Consider the following 22,168-nt stretch of genomic DNA (forward strand, 5'->3'; position numbering starts at 1 on the left):
AAAAATCAATAAAATGAAAACAAAAAAACAACCCACAGTTGTTGCATTTTCAACTCAAAAAGGAGGAGTAGGAAAAAGCACCTTTACAACACTCATTGCGAGTCTTCTTCATTATCAAAAGGGATATCAAGTTGCTGTTTTTGACTGCGATTTTCCGCAATACAGTTTACTACAAATGCGAGAACGAGACCTAAAAATGGTGATGCAGAATGAGACTTTAAAAAAGATGGCTCACAAACAGTTTACGAGTATCAATAAAAAAGCGTATCCCATTTTTCAGAGTAAAACCGATAAGGTTTTAGAAGAAATGGAAGCTTATGTTAACGGCTCAGAGATTATACCTGATGTCATCTTTTTAGATTTACCGGGAACCGTTAATACGGCAGGTATTTTAAGGACCCTGGTGAATGTCAATTATATTTTTTCTCCTATTACTGCGGATCGTGTAGTATTGGAGAGTACGTTAAGTTTAACTGATGTTCTTACCAATGTTTTGATGAAAGAAAATCAAACAGGGATTAAGAGTATTCATTTGTTTTGGAATCAGGTAGATGGAAGAGAAAAATCGATTCTTTACAAAAATTACAGTAAGGTAATTATAGATTTAGGGTTACATCTTATGGAAACAACAATTGCAGACAGTAAAAGATTTCGGAAAGAAGGAGAGTCATTGGCAAAGACTGTTTTCCGTTCGACATTGCTGCCTGCAGATTCTAAGCTGCTAGCTCAATGCAGGCTGGACAAGTTTATAGAGGAATTTTTAAGAATTGTAAAATTATAAGCGTATGGAATATGAAAAAAATAATAGGGAAGATAATGGCATTGATGAACAATATCTGATGTCCATTATGGCAGGAAGTCCAGACAAAAAAGTTCTTGCGCAGACTGATGATCCTCCAACGGAAAAAGGTACAACAAAAAATAGACTGAAGAATAAGAGGCCCTCAGATGTTAGCTATGTCGAGCAGTTTCTAACCCATCATACGATGACTAAGCGGGGTGATAAAAGTATTTATATCCGTCCTGAATATCACGAACGTCTCTCCCGGATTATCCAGATTATCGCCGATGATCAGATTTCTTTGTATGCTTATCTGGATAATATCCTGGCGTATCATTTTGAAATGTTTGAAAAGGAAATCACTGACGATTTCAATAGCAAATACCGACCAATTTTTTAATTATCAAGTATGGAACAGATTATAATAATAGGATTATTAATCGCGATCATTCTGCTGCTGATTGAAAAAAGGTCAAAGAAGCGAAATGACTTTGAGCAGGTCGTCAAAAAAAATAAGAAGTTTGACATTTTAATGGGTGAGATAAAAGATGACCAAAGACTTTCATTGCCAATTGATAGCCTTAAAAGCCAGAATCAACATCTTAATGAGAGCGCCGGTATTTTTGATTCAGAAACCAGAGGTGATGAAGTAGCAGTCTCTGCTGTAAGTAAAAACTTGGAGGAGCTTTTTGCAGGCAGTTTTGACTTGGGAGATGAAGAAGAAGAGTGGCGCCATGATGGTGATTTAAAAATTGAGAGCGGTTTTGCTTCAGGGGTTACCTTTCAGGAATTAAGTACTGTGGGGCGGTTGCTTCAGGACGAAGTTTCGGAGCCCGCTTTGGATGAAGAAGCAGTCAACATTATTCGCAAAATAGAGGGAACGGAGCTTTTCAATCTTTTAGAGAACTCATTGGAAGGTGCTTCATTGAAGGTTGCCAGACTCTTACAACGAAGTAATTCGGAAAATCAGAGCGTTGATACTTCCAGACATAATGATGATGTAAAAGGTTTCGATATTGGGGAATTTGTTTAGGCAGATTCCCTTTTTTTTGATGAATGGCAGGAGTCTATCTGGTATTTTCTATCATTTATTACAAGAAATGGTGTCTTCTGAAGCCAAAGAGGTACGCTCAAAGACAAGAAAAAAATACCTCGTTTTTCCAGAACAAATTTGTTTCCGAGACCTGCAGAGCGCAGTGTTCCAACAAATTAAAATTCAAGAAATGGAAAAACAAAGAAGAAAATTGCTGTATGCAATTTTAACATTGGTAACATTTAATTCAGTTTTTGCCCAAGGTAATGGTTCAGCGGGAATCAATGAGGCGACACAGATGGTTACCTCTTATTTTGAACCCGCTACCCAATTAATTTATGCTATTGGTGCGGTAGTAGGGTTAATCGGCGGTGTAAAGGTTTACAACAAGTTCAGCAGTGGTGATCCAGACACCAGTAAGACCGCTGCAAGCTGGTTTGGAGCATGTATCTTTTTAATTGTTGCGGCGACAATTCTGCGCTCATTCTTCCTTTAAATCATGATTATGAATACCTATCATATCAATAAAGGAATAGGGAAGACGGTAGAATTTAAAGGTCTTAAAGCACAGTACCTTTTTATTTTCGTCGGTGGTTTGCTTGGGGTATTGATCTCTGTCATGATTATGTATATGATTGGTGTCAATACTTATCTCTGTCTCATTCTGGGGGGATTCATTAGTGGACTTCTCATCTGGCAGACTTTTACGCTGAACGGAAAATACGGAGAACATGGCTTAATGAAATTAGGTGCCTGCAGAAAGCATCCTAAGTACATCATTAGCCGTAAGAGTATTTACCGGTATCTGAAAGCTAACTCTAAAAAAGCAGGCGTATGAGAAATTCTTCCAAGGTAGCAACGTTGGAAAGTAAATTTCCATTGCTGGCGATTGAAAATGGCTGTATTATATCAAAGGACGCCGATGTTACGGTTTGCTTTAAAGTAAAACTTCCCGAACTGTTTACCGTTGCTTCCGCTGAGTATGAAGCGATGCACTCTGCATGGTTCAAAGCTATTAAAACGCTTCCTGACTATACGGTAATACATAAACAGGATTGGTTTATCAAAGAGAACTACAATCCTGACCTATCGAAAGAAGACCAGAGTTTTCTGTCAAAATCATTTGAAAGGCATTTCAATGAGAGACCGTTTTTAAATCATTACTGCTACCTGTTCATCACGAAAACCAGTAAGGAGAGAATGCGTATGCAGAGTAACTTTTCATCTCTGTGCAGAGGTAAGCTGATTCCAAAAGAGATTAAGGATAAAGAAGTCATCCATCGATTTCTAGAAGCTGTGGACCAGCTGGAGCGGATAATGAATGACAGCGGCTATATTCATCTCGAAAGGATGAATGAAGATGAGATATCAGGAACGTCAGAAAGCTCAGGTTTACTAGGACAGTATCTGACGTTATCCCGTGAAGCCAATCCGTCATTGCAGGACATTAAGTTGGGATCTGAAGAAATGCGGATTGGTAACAACCGTATCAGTATGCATACGTTGTCTGACACCGAGGATTTGCCTGGAACCGTATCCTCGCACAGCCGTTATGAAAAGTTAAGCACAGACCGCAGTGATTGCCTGCTGTCGTTTGCTTCCCCCGTGGGACTTTTGCTTAGCTGCAATCACATGTATAACCAGTATTTGTTTATTGACAACAGTGATGAAAATCTTCGACAATTTGAAAAATCAGCGAGGAATATGCATTCACTCGCAAGATACAGCAGAGCCAATCAGATCAATAAAGAGTGGATCGAAAAGTATTTGAATGAAGCACATTCTTTTGGGTTACAATCTATCCGGGCTCATTTCAATGTGATGTCATGGTCTGATAATCCCGCTGAACTAAAACAATTAAAGAATGATACAGGAAGTGCATTAGCACTGATGGAATGCAAACCCCGCCACAACACAACGGATACAGCGACCTTATATTGGGCGGGAATTCCTGGCAATGCGGGGGACTTTCCAAGCGAAGAAAGCTTCTATACTTTCATAGAACCGGCATTATGTTTTTTCGCCGAAGAAACAAATTATCAGGATTCTCCATCCCCTTTTGGGATCAAAATGGCTGACCGTTTGACCGGAAAGCCGATTCATTTGGATATTTCGGATCTGCCGATGAAGCAGGGGATTATTACCAATAGAAACAAATTCATCCTCGGACCTTCAGGCAGCGGTAAGTCTTTCTTTACGAACCACATGGTGCGTCAATATTATGAACAGGGTGCTCATGTTCTTTTGGTTGATACCGGAAATTCCTACCAGGGATTATGTGAATTGATTAAAGGAAAAACCAAAGGTGAGGATGGGGTTTATTTTACCTATACAGAGGACAATCCTATTGCTTTCAATCCATTCTATACCGATGACGGCGTCTTTGATATCGAAAAAAGAGAGAGTATCAAAACCTTGATTTTAACGCTTTGGAAAAGAGATGATGAACCACCGACCCGCTCGGAAGAGGTAGCATTGTCCAATGCAGTAAGTGGATATATTGAAAAGATAAAATCCAATGATCAGCATCCGTCTTTCAATGGATTTTATGACTTTGTCAAAGAGGATTATCAGAAAGTATTGGAGCGAAAGAAAGTCAGAGAAAAGGATTTTGACATAGCCAACTTTCTTAATGTGTTGGAGCCTTACTACAGAGGAGGCGAATATGACTATCTGCTCAATTCAGAAAAGCAGCTGGACTTGTTATCCAAGCGTTTCATTGTCTTTGAAATCGATGCTATTAAAGATCATAAAATTCTATTTCCTATTGTAACCATTATCATTATGGAAGTTTTCATCAATAAGATGCGAAGACTTAAAGGAATCAGAAAACTGATCCTCATCGAAGAAGCCTGGAAAGCCATTGCGAAAGAGGGGATGGCTGAGTATATCAAATATCTTTTTAAGACGGTAAGAAAATTCTTTGGGGAAGCCATTGTAGTAACTCAGGAGGTTGATGATATTATACAATCACCGATTGTTAAGGAAAGTATAATCAACAATTCTGACTGTAAAATCCTTCTCGATCAGCGTAAGTATATGAACAAGTTCGATGACATTCAGGCTATGCTGGGATTGACTGATAAAGAAAAAGCTCAGGTACTTTCTATCAATATGAACAATGATCCACGAAGATTGTATAAGGAAGTATGGATTGGGTTAGGTGGAACGCACTCCGCAGTCTATGCCACCGAAGTATCCACTGAGGAATACCTGGCCTATACCACGGAAGAAACAGAAAAGATGGAAGTGATGAATCTTGCATCGGAACTTGACGGTAATGTAGAACATGCCATCAAGAGGATTTCTCTCAAGAGAATCAAATCGAATACGAAAGACAACTAAATCAATTAAAATTTTACAACAATGAAACATTTAATCATTAAAACAGTAATGGTAGCATTCTTTGCTACCTTCACCTATGCAAAAGCACAATTTGTAGTAACTGACCCTGCTAATCTGGCATCAGGTATTTTGAACTCTGCCAACGAAATTGTACAGACTTCATCGACGGTATCCAACGTTGTTAAGAACTTCAACGAAGTCAAAAAGGTGTACGAGCAGGGTAAAGAGTATTACGATAAACTCAAAGCCGTCAACAATCTTGTAAAAGATGCCAGAAAGGTCCAGCAGACGGTTCTTTTAGTGGGTGACGTTTCTGAAATGTATGTCAATAATTTCGGAAAAATGCTGAATGACCCCAACTTTAACGCGCAGGAATTGGCATCTATTGCCAATGGTTATTCTGCTCTTCTTACGGAAAGTACGGAACTACTAAAAGAACTGAAAGAAATTATTACTTCAAATGGCCTATCGCTTAACGATAAGGAAAGAATGGATGTTATCGACCGGGTTTACAAAGAGGTGAAAGCTTATCATAATCTGGTACGCTACTACACTAATAAGAATATTTCGGTAAGCTATCTGAGAGCAAAAAAACAGAACAATACCCAAAGGGTGTTAGATCTCTACGGAACCTCCAATCAAAAATACTGGTAAAATGGAACCGAGCAACTTACACGAAGTATTGCGTTCCGTTTACGAAGAAATGATGCCTATGTGTGCGGATATGGCTGCTGTGGCAAAAGGAGTCGCAGGATTGGGTGCTTTATTCTATGTGGCATTGAAAGTTTGGCAGTCGTTGAGCCGTGCGGAACCTATTGATTTGTTTCCTATGCTGAGACCTTTTGCCATTGGCATCTGCATTATGTTTTTCTCAACATTGGTTTTAGGAGGATTAAATGGTGTTATGAGTCCCATTGTTCAGGGAAGTCATTCCATGTTGGAAAACCAGGTATTGGATATGAATGAACTACAGCAGAAAAAAGATCTTTTAGAGCGGGAAGCCATGCTCAGAAATCCAGAGATGGCTTATCTGATTTCTAATGAAGAATTTGACAAAAAGCTGGAAGAACTTGGCTGGTCGCCATCTGATTTGGTCACGATGTCGGGAATGTATATTGAGAGGGAGATGTTTGCGATCAAGAAAGATATCAGAGATGGTTTCCGTGAATTTCTTGAAATCCTTTTTCAGTCAGCAGCATTGGTCATTGATACCATCAGGACCTTCTTTCTGATCGTTCTTTCAATCCTCGGACCAATCGCATTTGCGATTTCCGTCTGGGATGGTTTTCAGACCACATTAACCCAGTGGCTGACAAGGTATGTCAGTGTTTATTTATGGCTTCCGGTTGCTGACATATTCAGTGCTATTCTGGCCAAGATACAGGCTTTGATTTTAGAACGGGATATTGAGATGCTCGCAGACCCCACTTTTATTCCTGATACTTCCAATACCGTGTACATTATCTATATGGTAATCGGTATCATAGGCTATTTTACAGTACCAACTGTTACGGGCTGGATAATTCAGGCAGGAGGAGCAGGCAATTTCATGCGTAATGTGAACCAGACCGCTACAAAGTCTGGTAATGTTGCGGGCGCTGCAGCAGGTTCTGCAACAGGTAATATTTCGGGAAGATTATTAAAATAAAAAATACAGTTCTATGGAATTTAAAACTTTAAGAAATATTGAGAGCAGTTTCAAGCAGATCCGATTATTTACGTTTGTTTTTGTGGTGTTATGTTTTGGTGTTGTGGGCGTAGTGGTATTTAAATCTTACCAGTTTGCCGAAGAGCAGCGGCAGAAGATTTATGTGCTGGATAACGGTAAATCCCTGATGGTAGCGCTTTCACAGGATATGTCGATCAATAGGCCGGTTGAAGCTAGGGAGCATGTGAGAAGATTTCACGAATTGTTTTTCACGATAGCGCCTGACAAGAATGCCATTGAAAGTAATGTCAAGAGGGCCTTCAATCTGGCTGACCAATCCGCATTTAACTACTATAAGGACCTCCAGGAAAAAGGATATTACAACAGAATCATTTCCGGTAATATCCAGCAAAGAATTGAAGTGGACAGTGTTGTTGCGAACTTCGACAGCTATCCTTATGATGTAAGAACTTATGGCAGGCAGTTTATTATCAGATCCAGTAATCTTACGATCAGAAATTTGGTCACGAACTGTTCTTTGGTTAATTCTGTAAGGTCTGACAGCAATCCACAGGGGTTTACGATAGAAAAATTCAACGTGATTGAAAACAAAGATGTAGAAACTGTCGAACGCTAACATGACCGCAATGAAAAAATTAAGAGATACAATCGAACATTATGTTTTAAAGACGGAGAATCATTGGAAGGTTCTCCCTATAAGCGAAGCAAAGATTGCTAACCAAAGTTTTCTTTGGCGGTTATGTACTGCTAACAATCATTGTTATTGTCAACGTCTTTATTTCAACAGGTCAAAGAAGAAATACCATGTCGATCCATCACATTGACGGAATTTCTAAGAAGACTATAGAAAGAAGTTCAGGACATAATGATACAGTAAACTCACCAGCAAAAGAATAGAGCATGAAAGATCCAAAGAAAATTAAAATCACAGAAAATGATCTTCCTCAAAATTCCAATGACTTGGGTAATCATCCGAAAGCCCAATGGGAGAGAGTGAAGAAGCCGGTTATTTATTTCCTGATTGCTGTCGTTTGTGCAACTTGCTTTTACCTTATTTTTAAACCAAAATCCAATACTACTTTAGTTGAAGAAGCAGGTTTTAATGCTGCTATTCCACAGGCAAAGGATGGACAGTTGCAGTCGGATAAGCAAAAGGCTTATGAGCAACAGCTGCTGGAGCAAAAAAATGAAGAGAAAAGAAATACGATAACCACTTTATCGGACTATTGGAATAACCAGGGTACTTTAAATTCGAATATTAATACTTCTGCTTTACCATCTAATACGAGTACTCTTCAGCAATCCGATCAGAATGCTATAAACAGTTATCGTAATGCACAGCAGACTTTGAGTTCGTTCTATGGCCGGGATGATCAGGAAGTCAATAATCTGAGGAAAGAAATTTCAAGGTTAAAGAATGAAGCGATGCAGAACAATGCTGTTCCAGCAGGTCTTGGAATGAACGATCAGTTAGAACTGATGGAAAAATCGTATCAGATGGCAGCCAAATACTTTCCGACAACTCCAAGACAGGAAGAGTCTGCACCAAAAGAAGAGCCTAACAAATCTACTGAAAAGAAAGTTAAACTGACTTCAGTAAGACCTGCACATTCCAATATTGTTTCCTCATTATACAGAGAGCCGTCAGACAGTGCTTTTGTGGCAGGTTTGAATCAAAATAGGTTTTATAATGTTCAAAATGAAACGGTAATTTCAGGTCAGTCTAAAAATGCGATAAAAGGTATTATCTATGAGACTAAGACTGTAGTCAATGAAAGTACACTATCCATAAGACTGATCGAGGCGTTGCAGGTAGGGCGTACAGAACTTCCTCCGGGCAGTTTGCTTATCGCTTCAGGTAAATTTCAGGGTGGGCGACTTCAGTTAACAATATCCTCCATTCAATATAAGGGCAGCGTCTATCCTGTAGAAATCAATATCTATGATAATGATGGGCAATTGGGGTTATATATTCCGTATTCACCGGAGCAAAATGCGGTCAGCGATGTTGTTGCCAATATGAGCCAGACTTCCGGTACCAACATTATGATGACTCAATCAGCTAGCCAGCAGGTTGCTTCCGATTTAAGCAGGAGTGTTGTACAAGGGTTGTCCGGTTATTTTCAAAAAAGGGTGCGGCAGCTAAAAGTAACTGTAAAAGCAGGCCATCAGGTCTTGCTGGTACCGAAAAATAATTAATCAAAAAATTAAAAAATGAATACACAAAAGAGCCATTATATTTTCATTATTCTGTTTCTGCTGTTTATGAGCAGAGCATTTGGTCAGGATTCCGTGATGACCTATGTTTCATTGGAAGGGGCAAAGCTGGAACCTTTCAGGATGGAGGTGACTTACAGTAAAACCACGCATGTGATTTTTCCTTCCGCAATAAGATACGTCGATCTGGGAAGTGATCTTTTGGTTGCTAATAAAGCTGAACCCATCGGAAATGTTCTTCGGGTTAAGTCTGCTGCCAGGGATTTTGAAGAGGAAACCAATTTTTCTGTCATTACAGAAGATGGAAAATTTTACAGTTTCGATGTCTTTTATAGCGCATATCCTGATGTCCTCAGTTACGATCTTGTAAAGATGCAGAGAAGCATTGAAAGGGAATATTCAACTGATGTACTTTTTGAAGATCTCAAGGGAAGCTCTTCATCACTTACAGAATTGATTATGGAAAGTCTGTTTCGAAAGAGTGGAAAAACTATTAAACATATTGCGTCAAAGAGTTTCGGTATTCAGTTTTCTGTCCGTGCATTACACGTGAATGACAATAAATTCTACTTTACCTTACAGATTGATAACAGCAGCAACGTCGCTTACGAAAGTGAAATCGTCAACTTTAAGATCGTTGATAAGAAGAACTTAAAGAGAACTGTTATTCAAGATAAGTTATTGGAACCAATCAGAGTTTACTCTCCTTCTTTGACTGCAACTCGGCATTCCAATGTTATAGGAGTTTATTTACTGGAGCAATTTACTTTGTTAGAAGATCAGGTTTTAGAGATTGAAGTTCTTGAAAGAAACGGAGGACGACATCAAAAAATTCAGCTTGAGAATAGGGAACTGATCAACGCGAAACTGATCAATAGTTTAAATTTTAAAACCAACTAAGATGAACAGATTATTGATAACAGTGGTTTTCATTTTAACAATGAGTTCAAAGTCATTTGCACAGCAGATGATTCCGAAGCAAAAAGGATTTGAAATATCCTATTCTGTATTTCCTAGTTCTCCCGAAAAACAAAATTATGTTTTAACAGCAGGGCTTATTTCTTATGGAAAGAACGGGAATTATTTGTTTGGGCTGGCAGAATATAGCAGAAAATATTATGAGTATACCAACTACAATATCCCGATAGAAATGTTTCTGTTTAACGGAGGCTACAGTTTTTACGTATGGGGCGACTTCATGCGAAATGTTAATCTTAATATGGGAATTGGTGTTCTGGCAGGATATGAACAGGTTAATAAAGGCAATGAATTGCTATATGACGGTTCAATGCTTACCGAAACAGATCACTTTATTTATGGGGTAAATGGTAAGTTGTCCATCGAAAGCTATCTGACACCATATTTGGTTTTCCTGGTCAACGGGCAACTTAGCTATTTGAAAAATAGTCAGACGGAGCAGTTACAAGCCCTATTTGGTGTTGGAATAAGATGTAATTTTTAAAATAATATAAAATGCAAAATATACTTAATCATAAATTTAAATTATTGTTCAAGTATTTCATCATTCCAGTGATGATCTTATTACTTATACAATCATGTGAGAAAGATACTTTGGAAATTCAGCAGAATTTTCCTTTTGAGGTAGATGTGATGCCTGTTCAGAAATACATTTCTAAGGGTGAAACTGTAGAGATCAGATGTCGTATTATACCGAGTGGAAATTATGCAGGTACTACTTACTTGCTACGGTATTTTCAGTCTGAAGGAGTCGGAAGTTTGCGGTTATTTGACAATCCATCCTTTGTTCCTAATGATTTCTATCCGCTAAGTAAAAAGGAGTTCAGGTTATACTATACTTCCGAATCTTCAGTCTCTCAAAGTTTTGATATTTGGATTTCGGATAATATGGGTAATAAGCAGGAAGTAAATTTCCAGTTTAATCCTCAAAGTGTAGGAACTTTATAAGAAATCATCGTTTAAAATTTCAGGCTATTTCATCAGAAATAGCCTTTTGTTTTAGATCTATGGTTATCTGATATAACCTTACTATGTCTGTGTAACCTTTTTGAGAAAATTGATGTAAGCTAATTTTTTCAATAGGGTTACTCCCTATGATGTGCGAAAAGACTTTGCCGACCAAAGGAAGGGATTGTCTTTTCGCCAAATTTTAAATAAGCGACAATGAAGGATTGTCGCTTACTCTAGTAATTGTAAAACTTATTCAAAGATGTCCTTCATCGGCAAACGACATATAATCTGTTGAAGTTAGAATACAATGATCTAATAATTTAATATTTAAAAACTCTGATGCACTTTTTATGCTCAGAGTAATTTTTAAGTCTTCCGGTGAGGGTTTTAAATTTCCTGATGGGTGATTATGTGCAACTATAATGGCAGTTGCATTGCACAATAGGGCTGCTTGCATAATAATTCTTACATCAACTATCGTTGAGGTAATTCCTGATTCGGATATTTTCTTTATCCCTAAAACTTTGTTTGCCTGATTTAGATATAATGCAAAGAACGATTCTCTATAATCTATTTCATCAGGGTCAAAGTAGTGACGAAATACATCAACGGCATCACGTGAACAGCTTATTAATTTCTCAGAATTTCCTTTTCGTGAGTAGATTAATTTTATTTCATTGACAATATTAAAATCCATGTGATTGCTCTTGTACGGCAGAGACTTGGGTTTCCCGTACCTATTATATTTTAGATTTGTTTCCCATCCCTTCTCCAGCTTATCCTAAAGCCTTTCAGGCGTCACAGAATATTTTTCAAAAGAAAAACCGGAAAAAAGAAAGCAGATATGAAGTGTTGACAATGAATAATAACCAAAAGGAAACGGAATAATTGGAGGGTACCTTTAGGGAGGAAACCGTTTATGCCGTAGTCTTTTGGCGGGAAAAGCGTTGGCTGACAACAATACCTTAGCTGCCTTTTTACCGGTTTATTATGGAAAATAGTTTACAGATTTAATAAATATAAATTTAGTTTCAGATAGTGAAAATCTTAATTATTAATGAAGTTGTAGGTAGTTTTTTTACTTTGTGTTTTTTTATCTTACAAAGCCAAGTACTGCCACATACTGCCAAATGCAGCAATTTTATTTTGATATCCTTAAAATGGCATATTTACCACCATATAATATCGATATTTAGTAAAGAAATAATTTTAAATTTGTAAGTATGAGTCAATTGTCATCACATCTTTTCATTTCAATAAAGCAGTTAATCGAAAATGCTAAAAGCAGTATTGTTCGAAATATCAATACGGCTATGTTATTGACTTATTTTGAAATAGGTAAGGTAATCATTGAGAATGAGCAGGATGGAAAGGACAGAGCAGAGTATGCAAAAGAAACCTTGAAAAATCTAAGTAAACAATTGACAAAAGAATTCGGCAGAGGCTATTCAGTGGATAATTTGCAGTGGATGAGAAAGTTTTATTTAATGTATCAAAATAGAATTTCTGAAAAATACGAAACAGCGTCTCGTAATTCTGCTGAGGCTGTAATTTATGAATCAGTGTCTCGTAATTCTTTTTTCTCATTATCGTGGTCTCACTACATTCAATTAATGAAGATCGAAAACTCAGATGAGAGAAATTTCTATGAAATAGAGGCGAGCCAGAATAACTGGAGTGTTAGAGAGCTTACAAGACAATTTAATTCAGCTATATATGAAAGGTTGGCATTAAGCAGGAACGAGAAAGATTTGAAGAAGTTAGCCCAGAAAGGACAGATCATAGAAAAGCCGACCGATGTTTTAAAAAGTCACTATGTTTTGGAATTCTTAGATCTAAAAGAAGATAATCGCTATTCCGAAAGTGATTTGGAAACTGGGATCATCAATAAATTAGAGCATTTTATGCTAGAATTAGGAAAGGGCTTTCTCTTTGAAGGGCGGCAACGAAGATTTACATTCGAAGGCGATAGTTTCTTTGTGGACTTAGTGTTTTACAATCGTTTATTGAAGTGCTTCGTGCTTTTTGATCTAAAAATTGGAAAGCTGACCCATCAGGATATTGGGCAAATGCAGATGTATGTCAATTATTATGACAGAAAAGTGAAGTTGGAAGAAGAGAACCCTACCATTGGAATTATTCTTTGCAAAGAAGAGAACAAAACAGTGATCGAGTTTACACTTCCAGAAAACAACAATACTATTTTTGCAAAAGAGTATAAGGCGATCCTTCCAAGTAAGGACGAACTTAAAAAGCAAATTGGATAATTGAGTTCATAAGCCCTTGAATTCAAATTAAGGCAAAAAAGTGTCAATTTCATGCTCCGTCCCTACAAAATTTTACAAAGTATAATTAGATTTATACTGTATAATTTTAACATTCAACTGATTATTTGTATTTTAGTTGGATCTAAGAATGATGAATTTCTTCACAACAAATCTTGTTGCCGCTTTAAAAATAATAAACAAAATTATAAATTCTGTTGCTAATGCAGATTTACGGGAGGTAGTCTGTGCTAATGCATTTGTGTAGAATACTGCTTCCGAAAGCAGTATCTTTTGAGTAAATGTTAAAAGTCTGATAAACTATAGTTTTTATGTTAAGATTAATTTGCACTTCTAAGCCAAGTGTTGCAGGTAAGTACCTCAATTAATTGCGATTAATTATGCCGGATATTTTTATTTAAAAGATATCGGTCGTGGAAAGGAAACTTGAAATTAATATTAGCATTGATGAGATTATCAAAATTTTTAAAGAAGAGGAAAAAATTGAGCTAACTATAGCGGAAGCGGAACTGATTGTAGAATTTTTAAAAATGCTATCAACAATTACTATAAAGCGTTTTTTAGAACAATAATATTTTCTAAGATTTAAATATGAAAAAAGCCGATTTATATATCCGTGTGTCAACTGATGAGCAAGCAGATAAGGGATACTCACAAAGAGATCAGGAAGAGCGATTAAAACGGTACTGTGAAAACAATAACATTCAGGTAGGTCAAATCATTTATGAAGATTACTCAGCCAAGACTTTTAACAGGCCGGAGTGGATTAAATTATTGGATACGCTAAAGAAAAAAAGCTCGAAAACAAATCTGCTGCTTTTTACAAAATGGGATCGCTTCAGCAGGAACGCTGGTGATGCCTATCAAATGATTAATATACTTAGGAAAATTAACGTAGAGCCGCAGGCCATTGAGCAACCTTTAGATCTTTCAATTCCAGAAAATAAAATGATGTTGGCTATATATCTTGCTGCGCCAGAAGTCGAAAACGACAGGCGCGCTTTGAATACTTATTATGGAATGCGCCGTGCTAAAAAAGAAGGCAGATTAATGGGAAGGGCGCCTTACGGCTATGCTAACAAAATAACGGAGAACGGAAAGAAGTATATAACTCTGAAGGAACCAGAAGCTTCTAACATGAGATGGGCATTTAACGAAATGTCAAAAGGCGTATATTCAGCGAGTCAGATAATGGATATGATGAACAGAAAGGAAGGAAAATCAGTTAAGATAAGTGCTTTTCTAGCAAGTTTACGCAATACGGCATATTGTGGGAAAATTTATGTGGAGCAATTCAATGAAGAGGAGGCTCATTTTGTTAAAAGTATTCATGAACCTCTGATCAGTGAAGAACTATTCGAAAAAGTTCAATGTATAATGGATGGAAATGTGAATCCAGCCAGACCCAATGTAAAAGTATTATCTGACGATAATTTACCATTAAGAGGTTTCCTAGTTTGTCCGGATTGCGGTCATTTGATCACAGGTAGTGCATCTACGGGACGTTCCGGAAATAAGTATTATTACTACCATTGCCAGTCTCCCTGTTCATACCGGTACAAATCTGAGATTATTAATTCAAAATTTTTAGAGCTATTGCAGTCATTGGAAATGCGCGCATCTATAAAAAACTATTTAAAAAAGGTATTGAAACAAAATTTTGAAAAATTAATTAATAATCCCCAAAAGGAAAGGAAAGCAATTCTATTAGAGATAGATCGTTTAAACAGCAGATTAAAACAGGCAAGAAATAAACTGATGGAAGGGGTAATTGATGACGATGATTATTTTGAAATTAAAACCGAATGTAAAGGGCAAATTGAAAAGCTCGAAGCTAAATTAACTAAAGGAAAAGATAATAAAAAAATTGATTTTTTAAAACTACTAGACCAAGCATTATCGAACCTGGTAGATCTTGCGAAAGTCTATACTGACGGGGATATTGACGTGAAACGCAAAATAATTGGTTCGATATTTCCTCAAAAATTGCAATTTTCAAAAAATCATTATCGAACCACCCGACCTAATGTTTTACTCTCTTATATATACCAGATAAACAATGACTTAGGGACTAAAAAAAACCGGAAAGAAAGTGAATTATCACCTCTTTCCGGTCTTGTACCCAGGACCGGGATCGAACCGGTACTCCTAAGAACTGGTGTTTGAGACCAGCGCGTCTACCAATTCCGCCACCTGGGCTACTGTTTTTCCGTGTTTGAATCGGTGTGCAAATATAGAAACTTTTTATGAATACCGAAAAAAAATTAAGCAAAAAAATTAAAAATTTATCTCAAGACCATCGTAGGCAAGATGTATTCCGGATGGAAGTTGTTTGTCTTCAACATCATGCAGACCCAAATGATGACTGATGTGTGTTAAAAATAATTGCTTAGGTTTCAGTTCTTCAAATAGTTTAAGGATGTCCGGAAGGATAAAGTGTGCCGGATGCGGATCAAACTTCCTGATGCAATTTAAAATCAATACATCCAGATTCTTTAATTTTTCTTTTTCCGTTTCGGAAATAAAACCTGCGTCCGTAATATACGCGAGATTTTTAAACTTATAGCCAAAAACGGTAATTTTATAATGAATTACTTCAACCGGAGTAATTTCTGTATCTAAAACGGTAAAGGGACTGTTCTCAATTTCATGAAGCTCAAAAGCAGGAGCTCCGGGATATCTTTCATCAGCAAATGCGTAAGGAAAACGTTTTTTTACTTCATTTCCCACTCTGGAATAGCAATAGAGAGGCATGTCATTTCCTGTTTTGAAAATCAGAGGGCGCATGTCATCAAGACCGATTACATGGTCATTATGTTCATGCGTAAGCAAAGCTATATCAACCGTATTTTCTTTATTAGCAAGCATTTGCTGTCTGAAATCGGGACCGCAATCAATCAGTATTTTTTTACTTTCATCGGTGGTCACCATGACAGAAGATCTGAGACGGCTGTCTTTGGGATTTTCTGAAGTGCATACCTCGCAGGTGCAGCCAATCACGGGTACACCCTGGGAAGTTCCCGTTCCTAAAAATTTCAACTTCATTTCTTTTGAGGTTGTTTTAATTTTGGTAAATTTACGAAAAATTTAATGTCCTAATGTATCAGAAACTAACTCCTAAACAAAAAGCATTAACAATTAATCTAGATCCTACTATTTATGGTACTTTCGCGGAAATTGGAGCAGGGCAGGAGACTGTTCGGCATTTTTTTAGAGCAGGGGGAGCTTCAGGTACAATCGCTAAGGCAATGTCGGCTTACGACAAAGATTTCAGTGATGCAATCTACGGAAAAGAAGTAAAAAACCGATACGTTACCCAAAACAGGCTTCGAAAAATGCTTCGCTATGAAGTCGCTTTGATTGAAGAACGGATTTCAAGGGAAAACCACCCGAACAGAAAGTACTTTTCTTACGCCAATACTGTTACCACCATTAATTTTGATAAAACAGTAAAAGGTCACGGCTGGGTAGGAATACGTTTTCAGGCGAATGAAAATGAAGATTACAACGAAATTGTAATTCACGTAAAATTTAAGGAAAATGATGCCACGTTACAACAGGAAACCCTTGGTAATCTTGGAGTAAACCTTATTTTCGGGGCGTTTCATTATTATGACAATCCAAGGAATTTAATAGAATCTCTATACGACGATGTAGCTAAAGATAACCTTGAAATTGATATGATCGATTTCAGCGGACCGGCTTTTACTTATGTTGATAACAGGCTGATGTCTTTACAATTGGTTAAAAACGGAATGACCGATGCGGTGATTTTCAATTCAGAGGGCAACAATATGCTTCCTGCAGATGTTTTGTACAAAAAAAATATTTTTGCCGTAAGAGGAAGCTTCAGGCCCGTAACAAAGGTAAATATCGATATGCTGAAAAACGGACTCGATATGTTTCTTAAAGATGCGATATGTACAACCGACGAAACTGAAGTTCTCATTGAAATAACCATTTCAAATCTTCGTGCAGACGGCGATATTGATGAAAGAGATTTCCTGGACAGGGTAGATATTCTCGGCAAGCTCGGCTATACCGTTATCGTTTCCAATTATTCGGAATATTATCGTCTTATTGATTATTTTGCTTCCTATACAAGCGGAAATATTGGTGTTGCGATGGGGGTAAATAATCTTCTGATGGTTTTTGATGAAAGATATTATAAAGACCTCTCAGGAGGAATTCTTGAGGCTTTCGGAAAGTTCTTCAGAAATGGAATGAGAGTATATCTTTATCCTTACAAAGACCCTGAAACACATGAACTTTTAGACTCTTCTACATTAAAAGTGGAAGAAAATCTGAAGGAACTGTATAAATATTTCAAACATAACGAGCGTATTGTGGATATTACCAATTACAATCCGGAATATCTGGAAATTTACTCAAGGGATATTCTTAAAAAAATTGCATGTAATATCAAAGGCTGGGAAACACAGGTTCCTGAAGGCGTTGCAGAAATGATCAAAGAACGCGGAATGTTCGGGTATAAAGAAGAATTTTCACTAAAACAATTCTCTTAAACAATATAAAAATGTCAGAATTAAAAAAAAGACTTTTATCCATCCTGGAAAGTCCAAAACATAATACGGAAGAAAAACTTGAAAAAGTTTGCCATCTTTTAGATCAGGAAATTTCTTATTTCAACTGGACGGGTTTTTACTTTAAAAACGGAGATAAAGATGAGTTAAAACTTGGTCCTTACGTAGGAGCTCCTACCGATCATACCATCATTCCTTATGGTAAAGGGATTTGCGGACAGGTAGCCGTTTCCAATGAAACATTTGTAGTTCCGGATGTGAATGAGGAAAGCAATTACTTAAGCTGCTCCATTGATACAAAAGCGGAAATTGTTGTTCCTATTTTTAAAGACGGGAAAAACATCGGGCAGATTGATATCGATTCCCATACCGTTGATCCATTCACGGATGAAGATAAAGAATTGCTGGAATGGCTTTGCAACGAGGTTTCCAAGATTTTATAGTTAAAATTTTTGCCTAAAATAGAGACTCCGGCCCGAAGGGCCGGAGTCTCTTAGTTTTCGTTCTTTTTCTTTCGAATTTTTACCTGACTAATTTCTATTAATTATTATCTGCGTAATCAGTGAAATCCGCGTGAGCTAAAAAGATTAACAAAAATCGTACGCTTAAGACCATCCGTGTAATCAGTAACATCCGTGGTAAATACTATTTATAAAGCATTAATCAATTATAAAATAAGTTAAGCTACCCTCATATTTGTGTAATTCATGAAATCTGTGGGAAATAAAAAAACAGCTGCAATCTTACCGATCACATTTTAATTGCTTCCACTTCAGCAATCAGTTTTTTAAAATAGCTTTCGCATTTGGCAATATGAGTTCCGTACCATGAAAAAGCTTCCCCATCCACGATCATGATTTTCTTATCAGGATAAAATACTTTCAGTTCCTCTATATGTTTTTCTTTAAAAGGAAAAGGTTCGGAAGAAAGCATGATAATTTCAGCTTCTTTTAAATCTTCGGTTTCAATAACAGGATAGCGATTCCGATCCTTAAAAATATTTTCAAAACCAATTTCACCAAGAATTTTATGAATAAACGTATCCGAACCTATTGTCATATAAGGGTTTTTCCAAATAAGATATGCAACCTTAACCTTGGAGCTAACTTTGGCTTCATTCAGAATATCATAAATTTTGAGATTAAAACATTGCGCTTTTTCTTCTTTGTTGAATAACCTGCCTAAAGTTTTAAGTAAATAATAATTGTCCTCTATATTTTCAACATTTGTAACAATTACCTTACAATCGCTCATTAAAGATTCAACCTGTTCCTTTACGTTTTCTTCTTTGTTGGCTAAAATCAGATCAGGCTGTAAAGCTTTTATTTTATCGATATTAATGTTTTTCGTACCTCCGATTACCGTTACATTTTTTACCTTTTCAGAAGGATGGATGCAGAATTTTGTTCTGCCAATGACTTCATTTTCAGTTAAGCCCAGATCAAATAAAGCCTCGGTGATAGAGGGGACAAGAGAAACAACTTTCATAATGATATTTTAGACGTTGCCTAAAATTACAAAAGTTTACCCGTTAAGAAAAGTCCGGCAACAGAAAAATAGATAATAAGTCCCGTTACATCTACCAAAGTTGCAACGAATGGAGCCGAAGAAGTAGCGGGGTCAAGTTTTAGTTTTTTAAGAATAAACGGAACCATAGAGCCGGAAAGAGTTCCCCAAAGTACGATCATTACCAAAGAAACGCCCACACTTAGTCCAACGAAAGGCCAATACATGCCATAATTAAAAAAGCCTGCTTTATGCCAGATCATAATCCTCAAAAAGCCGATAATTCCTAAAATGCCACCAAGGAAAAGCCCGGTGAATATTTCTTTTCGCATTACATACCACCAGTCTTTCAGACCGATTTCCTGAAGGGCCATCGCTCTGATGATCAATGTTGCAGCCTGGGAACCTGAATTCCCGCCACTGGATATAATTAAAGGAACAAATAATGCCAAAACAACTGCCTTTTGGATTTCATCTTCAAAATATCCCATTGCCGAAGCCGTAAGCATTTCCGAAAAGAAAAGAATAATCAGCCACATTCCTCTCTTTTTTACCATTTCTATAAGAGAAGTCTGGGTGTACGGAACATCCAACGCTTCGAGTCCTCCGAACTTCTGGATATCTTCCGTATTCTGCTGCTCAATCTGGTCAAGGATATCGTCAATTGTTACAATGCCTACCAGAACTCCGGATTCGGTAACAATAGGAAGCGCAGCCCTGTCATATTTCTCAAAATACTGAACGGCATCTTCTTTTGAAGTGGTAGTTGTAATAGCTACGAAATGATTATCGGTGATCTCGGAAACCATGGTGTCTTCTTCGGCAAGCAATAAACTTCCTAAAGCAATATCATCGATCAGCCGGTTTCTTTCGTCCACTACATAAAGATAATTCATTGTTTCTACCTTACTTCCGACTTTTTTGATCTGCTGAAGGCATCTCTTAATGGTCCATTCTTTACGGATCTGGATATAATAAGGCGTCATCAATCGCGCAATGGAATCAGAATCATACCCTAATAATTTAAGGGCAATTCTTCTTTCCTGCGGATTCAGATGATTGATGGAATATTTAATAAGCTCATCCGGAAAATCTTCAAACAATGCTGTTCTGTCGTCAGGGGTCATCGCATTGAGGATTTCGGACACTTCATCACTTCCGATACTGCGGATTGTTTCTTCCTGAAAATCAGGATCCAGGTGAGAAAAAACTTCTGCTTTGTATTCTTTCGGAACTTTCAGGAATGCCAAAAGCCTCTCGTCAGCGTGAAGTTCGCTAAGAGTTTCGGCAATGTCGGCGGGGTTAAAGATAAGTTCGTCCTTAGAATTCAAAACCTTATTTTTTGGCTATGCAAAAATAACTCAAATTTTTAAAACAAGAGAATACTGCTTTAAATTTAAGGATTAATTAAACTCGTGCATCTATTATCTAAATTAAGTATGAAAATTTTATACATAAAAAAACACCCACAAAAACTGCGAGTGTAAGAAGAATTTTGAATTGAGATAGTTTGAATGAATTGTTTATTTAAAAATACTAAAATAAATTAAATTATTCACCATGTAATGAATATAATTTCATGAAATTCAATGATATGCATAATATCAATTTAAAAAAGATTGGTGAGAAAATTTTTGATTGAATGGCTAAAAACCGTTTTCTGCGGAAGGTTTTATTTTTCGAAGCTGTTTCAGGATGTCTTTAATAGCCCCGTTAGTACCGATCTTTACGGAATTTACCGTAGATCCTAAAAGCCGCATATTTTTTCTGTAGGTGTCATAATCTGTTTCCGTGATAAGGTTACCCTCCGCATCGAAAAGTTTCATGCTCACGATCACCTGGTTGGAAAAAACATATTTCCCGATTCCTACTTTAAAATATTTTACTTTGGGTATGACAGCGAAATCTGCATCATTATTCAGGCAGTAATCTGAAATGGTTTTTTTATCGATGCTGTCAAACGAAATCTGAGTTTCTGTTTTGAGCATTTTGTTTTTCCTTTCGCTCAGATTATCGGAAACAGCACTGAAAAAGGCTGTGTTGGTGGGTTCTTTAATTTCTTCAATATCGGGTTCTACCTGGGGATTGAAGTAAAGTATTCGCTTTACCTTTGCCTCATGGTTATTTTGCGCTTTCAGCAAAGAAGAGCCTGAAAAGATAATAATGGCGAATAGTATGAAAACAGTAGAATTTCTCATCATGAATACCATGCAAAAGTACTGCCTTTTAATACGATATCATAATTTTTTTAAGAAATATTTAACATATTTTTCTATCAAAATCAATTTATGAAATCAATAATGTTTGTAAAATCAAAAAAATGTCGTACTTTTGCAGCCGTTACATAATAATCATTTAAATAATATTGGAATGTACTTAAATACAGAAAAAAAGCAGGAAATTTTCGCAAAACACGGAAAATCTGCACAAGACACAGGAAGTGCTGAAGGACAAGTTGCACTTTTCACTTTCAGAATCAACCACCTTTCTGCTCACTTGAAGAGCAATCACAAAGATTACAACACAGAAAGATCTTTGGTGAAACTGGTAGGTAAAAGAAAAAGATTATTAGATTATCTTAAAAAGAAAGATATCGAAAGATACAGAGCAATTATTGCTGAATTAGGTTTAAGAAAGTAATCTACAAAGATTTTCAAGAGGCAGCTTCGGAAGAAGCTGCTTTTTTTGTGCATTTAATTGGTAAAGAATGCACCTATTCATTTTTTTTGGATCTCTTCAATAATCATTATTTACCCGGAAAAATGAGCGCTAGTTACTGAAAACATAAATTAGTAACCATTTTGGTATGGATTTTATCCGGAAGCGGTGCTAGATCCAAATAATTACATTAAATTTGCA

25 protein-coding genes and 1 tRNA gene are annotated in these 22,168 nt (G+C 36.8%); 20 read left to right on the forward strand and 6 right to left on the reverse strand.

Translation table 11 applies throughout. The features are described 5' to 3' along the window. The first annotated feature begins 13 nt into the window (after positions 1-13). From U9K52_RS01915 to U9K52_RS01980, 14 genes are all read left to right on the forward strand, one after another. Complete coding sequence (locus U9K52_RS01915) at positions 14-781, forward strand: ParA family protein (protein WP_322924908.1); 768 nt, start codon at positions 14-16, stop codon at positions 779-781. Between the two features lie 4 nt (positions 782-785). Continuing rightward, positions 786-1,181, forward strand: a complete 396-nt coding sequence (locus U9K52_RS01920; protein ID WP_322924910.1) for a DUF3408 domain-containing protein — start codon at positions 786-788, stop codon at positions 1,179-1,181. A 9-nt stretch (positions 1,182-1,190) separates the two neighbouring features. Beyond that, the gene (locus U9K52_RS01925) at positions 1,191-1,814 is read left to right on the forward strand and encodes a hypothetical protein (protein ID WP_322924912.1); all 624 of its coding nucleotides are present in this window, start codon (positions 1,191-1,193) and stop codon (positions 1,812-1,814) included. Positions 1,815-2,004: 190 nt separating this feature from the next. After that, complete coding sequence (locus U9K52_RS01930) at positions 2,005-2,310, forward strand: DUF4134 domain-containing protein (RefSeq protein ID WP_322924914.1); 306 nt, start codon at positions 2,005-2,007, stop codon at positions 2,308-2,310. Positions 2,311-2,319: 9 nt separating this feature from the next. After that, entirely contained in the window at positions 2,320-2,652 is a 333-nt protein-coding gene (locus U9K52_RS01935) for a DUF4133 domain-containing protein (RefSeq protein ID WP_322924916.1), read from the forward strand. After that, positions 2,649-5,159 (forward strand): TraG family conjugative transposon ATPase, encoded by a 2,511-nt coding sequence (locus U9K52_RS01940; RefSeq protein ID WP_322924918.1) that lies wholly within the window; start codon positions 2,649-2,651, stop codon positions 5,157-5,159. Before U9K52_RS01935 ends, U9K52_RS01940 begins: the two co-directional genes overlap by 4 nt. Before the next feature lie 48 nt (positions 5,160-5,207). Further along, positions 5,208-5,813 carry a DUF4141 domain-containing protein gene (locus tag U9K52_RS01945; protein ID WP_416232847.1) on the forward strand — a complete coding sequence of 202 codons (606 nt, stop codon included), beginning with the start codon at positions 5,208-5,210 and terminating at the stop codon, positions 5,811-5,813. A gap of 1 nt (position 5,814) precedes the next feature. Then, a complete protein-coding gene (traJ, locus tag U9K52_RS01950; protein ID WP_322924922.1) occupies positions 5,815-6,807 on the forward strand; it encodes a conjugative transposon protein TraJ in 993 nt (330 codons plus the stop codon). Positions 6,808-6,820: 13 nt separating this feature from the next. Continuing rightward, on the forward strand, positions 6,821-7,444 hold the full coding sequence (gene traK / locus U9K52_RS01955; RefSeq protein ID WP_322924924.1) for a conjugative transposon protein TraK: 624 nt from the start codon (positions 6,821-6,823) through the stop codon (positions 7,442-7,444). Between the two features lie 95 nt (positions 7,445-7,539). Continuing rightward, a complete protein-coding gene (locus tag U9K52_RS01960; protein ID WP_322924925.1) occupies positions 7,540-7,725 on the forward strand; it encodes a hypothetical protein in 186 nt (61 codons plus the stop codon). 3 nt (positions 7,726-7,728) lie between these two features. Beyond that, positions 7,729-9,027 (forward strand): conjugative transposon protein TraM, encoded by a 1,299-nt coding sequence (gene traM, locus U9K52_RS01965; RefSeq protein WP_322924927.1) that lies wholly within the window; start codon positions 7,729-7,731, stop codon positions 9,025-9,027. A gap of 15 nt (positions 9,028-9,042) precedes the next feature. Then, positions 9,043-9,945 (forward strand): conjugative transposon protein TraN, encoded by a 903-nt coding sequence (gene traN / locus U9K52_RS01970; protein ID WP_322924929.1) that lies wholly within the window; start codon positions 9,043-9,045, stop codon positions 9,943-9,945. Position 9,946: 1 nt separating this feature from the next. Continuing rightward, positions 9,947-10,507: a conjugal transfer protein TraO gene (locus U9K52_RS01975; protein ID WP_322924931.1), complete on the forward strand. Its 561-nt coding sequence runs from the start codon at positions 9,947-9,949 to the stop codon at positions 10,505-10,507. An 11-nt stretch (positions 10,508-10,518) separates the two neighbouring features. Further along, complete coding sequence (locus U9K52_RS01980; protein ID WP_322924933.1) at positions 10,519-10,971, forward strand: DUF3872 domain-containing protein; 453 nt, start codon at positions 10,519-10,521, stop codon at positions 10,969-10,971. A 256-nt stretch (positions 10,972-11,227) separates the two neighbouring features. Here U9K52_RS01980 and U9K52_RS01985 read toward each other — a convergent pair whose 3' ends face one another. Continuing rightward, positions 11,228-11,671 carry a JAB domain-containing protein gene (locus U9K52_RS01985; protein WP_322924934.1) on the reverse strand — a complete coding sequence of 148 codons (444 nt, stop codon included), beginning with the start codon at positions 11,669-11,671 and terminating at the stop codon, positions 11,228-11,230. 526 nt (positions 11,672-12,197) lie between these two features. On the opposite strand from U9K52_RS01985, the gene U9K52_RS01990 reads away from it, so the two are divergent. The 3 genes from U9K52_RS01990 (at position 12,198) to U9K52_RS21250 (ending at position 15,425) form a co-directional block, all read left to right on the forward strand. After that, complete coding sequence (locus tag U9K52_RS01990) at positions 12,198-13,241, forward strand: PDDEXK nuclease domain-containing protein (protein ID WP_322924936.1); 1,044 nt, start codon at positions 12,198-12,200, stop codon at positions 13,239-13,241. Positions 13,242-13,672: 431 nt separating this feature from the next. Further along, positions 13,673-13,831 carry a hypothetical protein gene (locus U9K52_RS01995; protein ID WP_322924938.1) on the forward strand — a complete coding sequence of 53 codons (159 nt, stop codon included), beginning with the start codon at positions 13,673-13,675 and terminating at the stop codon, positions 13,829-13,831. Positions 13,832-13,850: 19 nt separating this feature from the next. After that, positions 13,851-15,425, forward strand: coding sequence for a recombinase family protein (locus U9K52_RS21250; RefSeq protein ID WP_323673773.1), 1,575 nt, complete (start codon positions 13,851-13,853; stop codon positions 15,423-15,425). Here the strand turns inward: U9K52_RS21250 and U9K52_RS02000 are convergent. Continuing rightward, positions 15,379-15,458 (reverse strand) — tRNA-Leu (locus U9K52_RS02000). The two genes, U9K52_RS21250 and U9K52_RS02000, sit on opposite strands and share 47 nt — an antisense overlap. A 78-nt stretch (positions 15,459-15,536) precedes the next feature. Continuing rightward, entirely contained in the window at positions 15,537-16,304 is a 768-nt protein-coding gene (locus U9K52_RS02005; protein WP_322924940.1) for an MBL fold metallo-hydrolase, read from the reverse strand. 53 nt (positions 16,305-16,357) lie between these two features. Between U9K52_RS02005 and U9K52_RS02010 the strand changes: the two genes are divergently transcribed. Both U9K52_RS02010 and U9K52_RS02015 read left to right on the forward strand, forming a co-directional pair. Then, positions 16,358-17,785, forward strand: a complete 1,428-nt coding sequence (locus U9K52_RS02010; protein ID WP_248391910.1) for a TonB-dependent receptor — start codon at positions 16,358-16,360, stop codon at positions 17,783-17,785. 11 nt (positions 17,786-17,796) lie between these two features. Continuing rightward, positions 17,797-18,246, forward strand: a complete 450-nt coding sequence (locus tag U9K52_RS02015) for a GAF domain-containing protein (protein ID WP_248391911.1) — start codon at positions 17,797-17,799, stop codon at positions 18,244-18,246. A gap of 307 nt (positions 18,247-18,553) precedes the next feature. On the opposite strand, the gene U9K52_RS02020 is transcribed toward U9K52_RS02015, so the two are convergent. From U9K52_RS02020 to U9K52_RS02030, 3 genes are all read right to left on the reverse strand, one after another. Beyond that, positions 18,554-19,291, reverse strand: coding sequence for a helical backbone metal receptor (locus U9K52_RS02020; protein WP_322924944.1), 738 nt, complete (start codon positions 19,289-19,291; stop codon positions 18,554-18,556). A 26-nt stretch (positions 19,292-19,317) separates the two neighbouring features. After that, a complete protein-coding gene (gene mgtE, locus U9K52_RS02025; protein ID WP_263603776.1) occupies positions 19,318-20,640 on the reverse strand; it encodes a magnesium transporter in 1,323 nt (440 codons plus the stop codon). A 315-nt stretch (positions 20,641-20,955) separates the two neighbouring features. Continuing rightward, the gene (locus U9K52_RS02030; RefSeq protein WP_263603775.1) at positions 20,956-21,510 is read right to left on the reverse strand and encodes a pyruvate decarboxylase; all 555 of its coding nucleotides are present in this window, start codon (positions 21,508-21,510) and stop codon (positions 20,956-20,958) included. Between the two features lie 169 nt (positions 21,511-21,679). Between U9K52_RS02030 and rpsO the strand changes: the two genes are divergently transcribed. Next, positions 21,680-21,949, forward strand: coding sequence for a 30S ribosomal protein S15 (rpsO, locus tag U9K52_RS02035; RefSeq protein WP_066440668.1), 270 nt, complete (start codon positions 21,680-21,682; stop codon positions 21,947-21,949). The last annotated feature ends 219 nt before the right edge of the window (positions 21,950-22,168 follow it).

The sequence above is a fragment of the Chryseobacterium sp. MHB01 genome (assembly GCF_034651565.1).
Taxonomy (GTDB): Bacteria; Bacteroidota; Bacteroidia; order Flavobacteriales; family Weeksellaceae; genus Chryseobacterium; species Chryseobacterium nepalense.